Origin of the sequence: Winogradskyella sp. (assembly GCF_016744625.1) — a bacterium.
Taxonomy (GTDB): Bacteria; Bacteroidota; Bacteroidia; order Flavobacteriales; family Flavobacteriaceae; genus Winogradskyella.
The window spans coordinates 3,598-12,071 of sequence record NZ_JADGDZ010000098.1 but is presented as its reverse complement, the minus strand read 5'-3'; the positions used below and the strand labels follow the sequence as shown (position 1 = coordinate 12,071).

Below are 8,474 nucleotides of genomic sequence, written 5' to 3'. Positions count from 1 at the left end.
CAAAATATAACATGTAAACAAACACTGCACTTACATAAGTTGCTGTACTATTTTTTGTTAGTGTACTTACAGAGAATATTATAGTAGAACAAAAAAAAATATTAGGCAAAACGATGTATAACCAAGGCTGTAAATAGGTTAATACCTGAAAGTCACTAATGCGTTCAGGATCTAAATCAGAAAAATAATTTCCAAAAATATAGCCTAAAATAAAAGGTGAAAATGCTAATACACTAAATGTAAATGTACCTAAAAAGCGACTCCAGAAATACTGCATTTTTTTAATTGAAGAGCTATAAACTAAACTCTCCATATTGTGCTGCTTATCTCTAAGAATTGCACTAATAGCGAAAAACATGATGATAAAAACACTTCCTAAAGTAAAAAGACTTGTATGAAAATATACTTGATAAACAGAGTTGAAATCTACTCCTTTTGGTGCAAATCCTTGTCTACCAACAAATACACCTAATGCTAAAAATAAGATGGCGAATATTGGAAATGCACGTTGCTTTAACTGATAAAAAACTTCGAAATTAAATAATTGCTTAAACATAACTTAGGACGCTTTAGATTGATTGATAAAAAGTGTAGTGAAATAAAAATCTTCTAAATTAGGTGTGATTAACCCAAAACCTTCTTCTGGTTTTTTGTCTGACAATACCCTAATTTGAGTCTCTCCAGACACTAACTTTGTAGAAATTACATCGAAAGCATTTTTGTAAGCTTCTATGTCTTTTTTAGGAATTATCTTCGTCCAAATCTTGCCATCTATACTGGCAACTAATTCTGTTGGATTACCTTCTGAAATTATTTCACCATTAGAAAGTATTGCCATTTTTGGACATAAGTTTCTTACATCTTCTACAATGTGAGTTGATAAGATTACAATGACGTTCTCCCCTATTTCACTTAGTAAGTTTAAAAAACGATTGCTTTCTTCTGGATCTAAACCTGCTGTTGGTTCATCTACAATGATTATTTGCGGATTTGCTAACAATGCTTGGGCAATACCAAATCGCTGACGCATTCCACCAGAAAAAGTGTAAACAGATTTTTTTCGATGTTGATAAAGATTCACTTGCTGTAATAATGCTGTTACTTGTTCTTTGCGTTCCTTTTTATTTAATATGCCTTTTAGAATAGCTAAATGATTCAGTAATTTTTCTGCTGAAATTTTTGGATACACACCAAACTCTTGCGGCAAGTATCCTAAATGCTTTCTTATATCTTCAGGTTTTTGTATGATATCAGTATTATTGAATAAAATACTTCCAGAAGTTGGTTCTTGTAAAGAAGCAATGGTTCTCATCAAAGAAGATTTCCCTGCTCCATTAGCTCCTAACAGACCAAACATACCATTGGTGATTTCTAAATTAATTCCGTTTAACGCTTTTACTCCATTTGGATACGTTTTACTAAGATTATTGATTTGTAATGTATTCATACCTATTTGATTTTTTGATTGATGTAGTTTTTAGCAGTAGTATTTATCTAAAACGTCTTTTTGTGTTCCATTTAAAACTATTAGTATTTCTTAATTTAATTGTGATTTGTTTGTTACTTAAAGTTCTCATAATTGTGGTTTTAATATTAATTTAAGACAAACATATAACGGATGAAGAGTGCTTTATAATTAATATGACATATGATGTCTTTATAAAGTTATACGTAGTGAAAAATAGTGCCAATAGTGTTCGTCCTGAAAATGGATATGTTGATGTTAATAATCGTAGTGTCTATCAACTTACTTGTCTATAGAGCATAACATACTTACTTTTGAGTTATGATTAAGTTATTAAAGACATATAAAGCCTTTTTAATTGGATTCATTATTATCATTCCAATATTCTATGTGCTAGATTATTTTGGTTTTATTCTTCTTCCAAAAGAAAGGTCATTAGAAATTATTATTTATGCCGTTTTTTGGGGATTTATAATCGCTTTGCCATTTCATCATTTTAAAAAGAATAAGAGAACTGTAATTAAATTACTTGGTCTATTCGTTCTCATTTTTGTAGCATTAATTGTCGATTCTTATATGAAGTTGCCAGATAATCCAGTTACATTTATTCTTTTAATGGGATTTTGGTTTGGGTTAGCGTATATTTTAGTGCCAGTATTTATAAAAAAGTATTGGAAATTAATTGCACTCATTTATACTCCTTTGTTTCTTTATTTCATTTATTTAAGACTCTTTTCTGGTGATTTAGAAGCCTATCTAAATATAAAAGAAGATTTCCCTTTCTATATGTTCTTTCTACCAATACCAATCTTATTTCTTATTTGGGTTTTTGAGCAATGGAAATGGTTACAAAATTTAAAAGCTGAAAAAGCAAAAACGGAGTTATCGCTATTGAGAACACAAATAAACCCTCATTTTTTCTTTAATACATTAAATAACCTTTACGCCTTAACTGTTAAAAACTCTGAACAGGCACCAGAAGTGATTTTGAAATTGTCTGATATGATGCGTTATACCATTTATGAAGGAGAAAAAGAAACCGTAATGCTTTCTGATGAAATTGAATATTTAAACAATTATATTGAATTGCATAAAATTCGATACCAAAAATCTGTAAAGATTACTTTTAATCATGATATTGATTCGAGCTTAACTATAGCTCCTTTATTATATATCATTTTATTAGAAAATGCTTTTAAACATGGTGTTGAATCACTTGCAGAAAATGCCTTTATTAATATCAATTTATATGATGATAAAGATTTTATCTATTTTATAATTGATAATAATTTTGATGAGAAAGAAAGTGATAAAACAAATGGAATAGGATTACAAAACCTTAAAAGAAGGCTATCTTTATTGTACAATGAAAAACATGAATTAAGTATTGATACGACGAATAACATTTATAAAACAACTTTAAAAATTCATAAAGATGCTTAAGTATATAATCATTGAAGATGAACCTTTAGCACATGAAATCATTGAAGAATTCTGTAGCATGCTGCCACATTTGCAATTGAAAAAAAAGTGTTACAATGCTATGGAAGCCATGCAATATTTGAATGAAAATTCTATAGATTTCATGTTTTTAGACATTAATATGCCCAAATTAAAAGGATTGGATTTTTTAAGAACCTTAACCAATCCGCCTAAAACTATTATTACAACAGCTTATAAAGAGCATGCTCTAGAAGGGTTTGAATTGAATGTTGTAGATTATATTTTGAAACCTTTTAGTTTTGACCGTTTAGTAAAAGCTGTTAATAAAGTGTCTGATACACAAACAACAAAGGCAATTGTTAAGGATGTTTCTAATACTGAAACAACTTCTACTCGATTCTTTATTAAAGGTGATAAAAAACACCATCAAATTGACTTGAATGACTTGTTATTTATTGAAGCTTATGGAAACTACACTAAACTTTTCTTAAAGGATGAAATGATTGTAAGCCATGAAAAAATATCACATTACGAATCTATTTTAAATGAAGATAATTTTTTAAGAGTACATAAATCATTTATTGTTGCAATAGATAAAATCAAATTTATAGAAGGTAACCGCATATTAATTAACGAGCATAAAATTGCTATTGGGCAAACCTATAAAAGTAGTATTAGCAATTTGTATAAAAGTTAATTTTTTAGAACTTTTTTAAAAGTGCTTTAATAGCTTTAATTTCTTTTTGTTGTTTTTTAAGCTGAGTTTCTAAATGCTCAATTTTGGTGTTTTGGCTTTTAATCATGCCTTGTTGTTCTTGCATTGCCTTGATTAAAACAGGTAGTAATTCTATATAAGTCATAGCTTTTAAATCTGATTTTATACGAACTATTTCTCCTGTTTTGGTATTAAAATCAACGTCTTCAGTAATAACTACTTCTGGTACTACTTTTTCTACATCTTGTGCAATTAAACCTATTCTTGTTCTATCATTAGGGCTTATTTCCTTTTTATATTGATAGGTAACAGGTTTAAGTTTCATGATTTCTGAAAGACCATATTCAAGCGATTTAATATTGTTTTTTGTGATCCTATCTGAAAATGTTACAAAATTATTTGCTACAACATCATCCCAATGTTCGGTAGCATTATTATTACCTAAATCAAAGCCTGAAGCAGATCCTGAAAATGGTATTATATTTCCATTTAAGCCTAAATTATCACTACCTAAATTTGCGATTTCTAAATAACTTGTATTTCCTGCAATACCAACCTCTATGTCTCCATTAAACCTAATGATATCAGTATCGAATTCACCATAAACTAAAGCACTATCTGCATTGTTCCATGTGTTTTCTATATATAATTTATTATCTCCTAATTCATTTGAACCTGCTTGATAACCAATTGCTACATTATTACTACCTGTTACATTATTCTGTAATGATTGAGAACCAATTGCTATATTGTTACTTCCTGTTGTGTTGTTTCTTAAAGAGAAAAGGCCATTTGCGATATTATCACCTCCTGAAGTGTTTGAATGTAAAGATCTAAAACCTAGTGCTATGTTACTATAACCCGTTGTATTTGAATACAAAGGTTCAAAACCATATGCTATATTATAACTACCAGTTGTATTAGAGTATAAAGATTGAGAACCAATTGCTACATTATTAATACCTGTTGTATTAGTACGTAATGAGTTTTCTCCATTTGCTATATTATTATTGCCTGTTGCATTAGAGTATAAAGAATAAGAACCATTCGCTATATTATTACTACCTGTTGTATTAGTTCGTAAAGCGTTATCACCATTTGCAATATTATTAATACCTATTGTGTTAAACCTTAAAGATTGATTTCCATTTGCTATATTATTACTGCCTGTAGTGTTGGTCCGTAAAGACAAATTACCATTTGCTATATTATTAGCACCTGTTGTGTTAGCATATAAAGCAAAAAAGCCACTTGCTTTATTATTAGCACCTGTTGTATTATTTCTTAAAGATTGATTTCCATGTGCTATATTATAAGAACCAGTTGTATTGAAGAATAACGATTGATTACCATGAGCGATATTATTAGAACCAGTAGTGTTAGAGTATAAAGACTGAAAACCAATCGCTATATTAAAATCACCTGTTGTATTCTTATGTAAAGTCTGATAACCAGTTGCTATGTTATGATCACCAGTTGTATTGTCATGCATAGATGCTAATCCTGTTGCAATATTATAATTACCTGTTGTATTATCTCTTAAAGAATTCACTCCAATTGCTATATTACCTTGACCTGTAGTATTAGACCATAAAGAACGATGCCCTATTGCCATATTATGAAAACCAGTTGTGTTAGAAGATAAAGATTCCGAACCGTTGGCTATATTAGCATAACCAGTTGTGTTAGTATTTAAAGAAAGAAAACCCGTTGCTATATTATTATCGCCAGTTGTATTGTTTTGCAAAGCAGCATAACCTGTTGCTATATTACCACCACCTATTGTATTCGAAAGTAAAGAAAAACCACCTATAGCTATATTATGAAAACCTGTAGTATTAGACCATAACGAACGATGCCCATTTGCTACATTATAACTACCTGCTGTGTTAGCATATAAAGATTCAGAACCGCTTGCTATATTAGCTATACCAGTTGTATTTGAAAATAAAGATTGATATCCCAATGCAACATTATAATTTCCAGTTGTATTTAAAGATAATGCTTGAAGACCAAGGCCAACATTTTTATTATCAGTACCGTCATCATTAGCACCTGCATTTATTCCTAAAAATACAGATGAACCATTGTCTGTACCATCAAAATCACTTTTCCCATCAAACAAATCATCTATGCGATCTACATTTCCTCCTGAACTGAGAGGTATCCAGGTAGTTGTGCTGTTTTCCCAGTAATAAAAGGTATTATCTGTTGTTAAAAAAACTAACATTCCATTTTGAAACGCAGTTGGGTTGACTGTTGGGAAATTATTTACTTTTGGTATTAAAATTCCATCATTATTTGAAGGAGTTGCTTGGTTTGAAGATCTTATGTCTAAAGTGGCATTAGGATTGGTAGTGTTAATACCTACTTGTCCAAAAGAGAAAATGGGTAGTAGCAGAAATAAAAAAGCTAGGATAAAAGAATTAATAATCCCTACATAATTAACACTTTTAAATTCTAAATTTTCCATTTAAATGTTTTACTTTTTTAATTTATTACCACTACCTATAATTTTTCTAAAGGTTCTTCTTTTACCAAAGTCTAGCTTCAAAAAGTATATAATTTATTAATTATGAAGCCTTTAAAACTAATTGCTCCATCTCTTTAAACGCATTTTCTTGAGACGCTTTTAATAAAACTTCTTTTAAGCCACCTGCAGCTATTTCTATTATATTTCGATGTGCTTTTACACTTTTTCCAAAATAAGCATTCATCATTTTATTTGGAATAATATGATTTATTTTCACCGTATTTTCATTTACAAAAAATGCTTTTACAGCATGCATCCCACTTTTTTTGAGAATAATACATTCTGCTATTTGTCCATTAGTATCTGTTCTTACTTCCCATGTGTCATAGGTTTTAGAACATTTGTAGATGGACTCCTTTTCTAAAAAATCTCTAAGTTTATCTAAAGAATTATAGTCGTTTTTAACCTCTATTAAGTTTTCCATTGGTTTAATTTAAAAGCCACCTTAGCTATAAGGTAAAGTGGCTTGTGGTTTTTTGATTTAATTAAGATTATTTAATTGCAATTTTTTTAACAACGGTTCCTTTATCAAAGTCTAGTTTTAAGATGTAGATGCCTTTTGCAAAAGATGATGTTGTAATTCTATTTTCTGTACCTGTGGTAATTTTAGCTCCAGAAATACTGTAAAGTGTATAGTTCTCTAATTGAACATTATGTGATGCTGTGATATTTATGGCATCCATAGTTGAGAATATTTTTACGCCATTGGCTAACTCAAAATCTGAAACGCTTAGTGCATCTTCAGTTACTGGGTTAAAACCTGTCCATAAAGCGCCAAGATCTGTAACATAAGCTCCCATTGTACCAGCAGGTATATGCAAATGAATACCACTACGATCTCCCGTAATATTGAAAGTATCATTTGTACCAGTAGTTATTGTAGGTGGTATTGTAGCTAATGATGTAACATCGGTTAATGGATTAGCAGCAAAGGCTATTAAGCCAATATTGGTAACGCTATCAGGAATAGTAATATCAGTTAAATCATTATCGACAAAAGCACCAAAACCTATATCCATAACACTATTACCAATGATAAGACTTGTTAAATCATTAGTTACAAAAGCCTGAGAACCAATAGTAATAACACTATCAGGAATAGTTATACTGGTTAAGTTGTTTGTATTAAAAGCTGAAGTTCCAATAGAGGTAATACTATTAGGAATAGTAACACTAGTTAAACCTTTATCGAAAAAAGCTGAAATACCTATTTCTGTAATATCATATGTTACAGAAGCATCAGTTATTGTAGCTGGTATACTAACACTAGTACCATTTGCTGCATCATAATCTGTAACCTCAAGTGTAGTCGTAGAGGTTACTTCATATACCATTTTAAAGCCAGTCCATAATGCGCCATTATCAGTAACATACTCATCTGTAGCTGAATTTGGTAGTATTAAATTAATATTACCTCGGTTATGATTAAAAGTGTCTATAGCGGCCGGAAAAGCAGAAGAAGTTTCGATAGTTGGAGGCAAAACAGCTAATGAAGTTACACTAACTAAAGGATTATTTCTAAAAGCCTGAGCACTAATATTAATAACATTAATTGGAATTGTAACATTGGTTAATTGGTTATCAAAAAAAGCGCCATTTCCAATGTCAGTAACACTATCTGGAATAGTAACATTAGCTAATTGATTAAAACAAAATGCACAACCACCAATAGTTGTAATATTATTGCTAAAAACGACAGTATCTATTTGATTATCTTGAAAAGTACCACTTCCAAGAGTTAAAATATTATCTGGAATAGTAACATTTGTTAATTGATTTTCAGCAAAAATATAATCACCAAGACTCGTAAGACTACTAGGAATAGTAACACTACTTAAATTATTATCAAGAAAAGCCGAAGTACCAATGAATGTAACGCTGTTAGGAATAGTAACATCTGTTAAACCCTTTTGATGAAAAGACAAATTTTTAATATTAGTAATATCATAAGTTGAAATTGCATAAGAAACAGTACTAGGTATAGTAACTACATTACCTCCAGCTGTATTATAGTCTAAAATTTCAACTGCATCAGGTGCTACAGAAATAACTCTATAGGTAATAAAATCTACAATGAAAGTATCGTTAACCGCTAAAGCACTTGCTTCTGTAACCGAAGCAAAACCTGCCCAATTAGTGTTATATAAACTAGCAGTGCCAACAGGAACCGTTAAATCAATTGTGTTTGCATTATCAAAAGTAGCACTAACATTGAGATATGTTGGTGTTAGATTAGTCGAAATAACATTAGTGATGGGATTTCCCGTAAAAGTGAAACTCTGGATATTCATACCATTTTCAGGAAAAGCAATATTGGT

Annotated in this window: 7 protein-coding genes; 2 read left to right on the top strand and 5 right to left on the bottom strand. The window is 30.1% G+C overall.

Annotated features, from left to right (window positions below; translation table 11 throughout):
* On the bottom strand, positions 1-556 hold a 556-nt coding region (locus tag QZZ53_RS15000), incomplete at its 3' end, for an ABC transporter permease (RefSeq protein WP_296386170.1).
* A 3-nt stretch (positions 557-559) separates the two neighbouring features.
* Positions 560-1,447 (bottom strand): ABC transporter ATP-binding protein, encoded by an 888-nt coding sequence (locus tag QZZ53_RS14995; protein ID WP_296386168.1) that lies wholly within the window; start codon positions 1,445-1,447, stop codon positions 560-562.
* A gap of 339 nt (positions 1,448-1,786) precedes the next feature.
* Here QZZ53_RS14995 and QZZ53_RS14990 point away from each other — a divergent pair, with 339 nt between their 5' ends.
* Both QZZ53_RS14990 and QZZ53_RS14985 read left to right on the top strand, forming a co-directional pair.
* Positions 1,787-2,908, top strand: coding sequence for a histidine kinase (locus QZZ53_RS14990; RefSeq protein ID WP_296386166.1), 1,122 nt, complete (start codon positions 1,787-1,789; stop codon positions 2,906-2,908).
* Complete coding sequence (locus QZZ53_RS14985) at positions 2,901-3,605, top strand: response regulator transcription factor (protein WP_296386164.1); 705 nt, start codon at positions 2,901-2,903, stop codon at positions 3,603-3,605. Before QZZ53_RS14990 ends, QZZ53_RS14985 begins: the two co-directional genes overlap by 8 nt.
* Before the next feature lie 4 nt (positions 3,606-3,609).
* Here the strand turns inward: QZZ53_RS14985 and QZZ53_RS14980 are convergent, their stop codons facing one another.
* The 3 genes from QZZ53_RS14980 to QZZ53_RS14970 form a co-directional block, all read right to left on the bottom strand.
* Complete coding sequence (locus QZZ53_RS14980) at positions 3,610-6,096, bottom strand: tail fiber domain-containing protein (protein ID WP_296386161.1); 2,487 nt, start codon at positions 6,094-6,096, stop codon at positions 3,610-3,612.
* Positions 6,097-6,196: 100 nt separating this feature from the next.
* Entirely contained in the window at positions 6,197-6,580 is a 384-nt protein-coding gene (locus QZZ53_RS14975) for a hypothetical protein (RefSeq protein ID WP_296386159.1), read from the bottom strand.
* A gap of 67 nt (positions 6,581-6,647) precedes the next feature.
* Positions 6,648-8,474, bottom strand: a 1,827-nt coding sequence (locus QZZ53_RS14970; RefSeq protein WP_296386157.1) for a leucine-rich repeat domain-containing protein, incomplete at its 5' end; no start/stop codon positions are given.

Bases quoted from the DNA above. Each gene is read 5' to 3' on its own strand.
- QZZ53_RS14995 (WP_296386168.1), bottom strand. From the start codon at position 1,447: ATGAATACATTACAAATCAATAATCTTAGTAAAACGTATCCAAATGGA.
- QZZ53_RS14990 (WP_296386166.1), top strand. From the start codon at position 1,787: ATGATTAAGTTATTAAAGACATATAAAGCCTTTTTAATTGGATTCATT.
- QZZ53_RS14985 (WP_296386164.1), top strand. From the start codon at position 2,901: ATGCTTAAGTATATAATCATTGAAGATGAACCTTTAGCACATGAAATC.
- QZZ53_RS14980 (WP_296386161.1), bottom strand. From the start codon at position 6,096: ATGGAAAATTTAGAATTTAAAAGTGTTAATTATGTAGGGATTATTAAT.
- QZZ53_RS14975 (WP_296386159.1), bottom strand. From the start codon at position 6,580: ATGGAAAACTTAATAGAGGTTAAAAACGACTATAATTCTTTAGATAAA.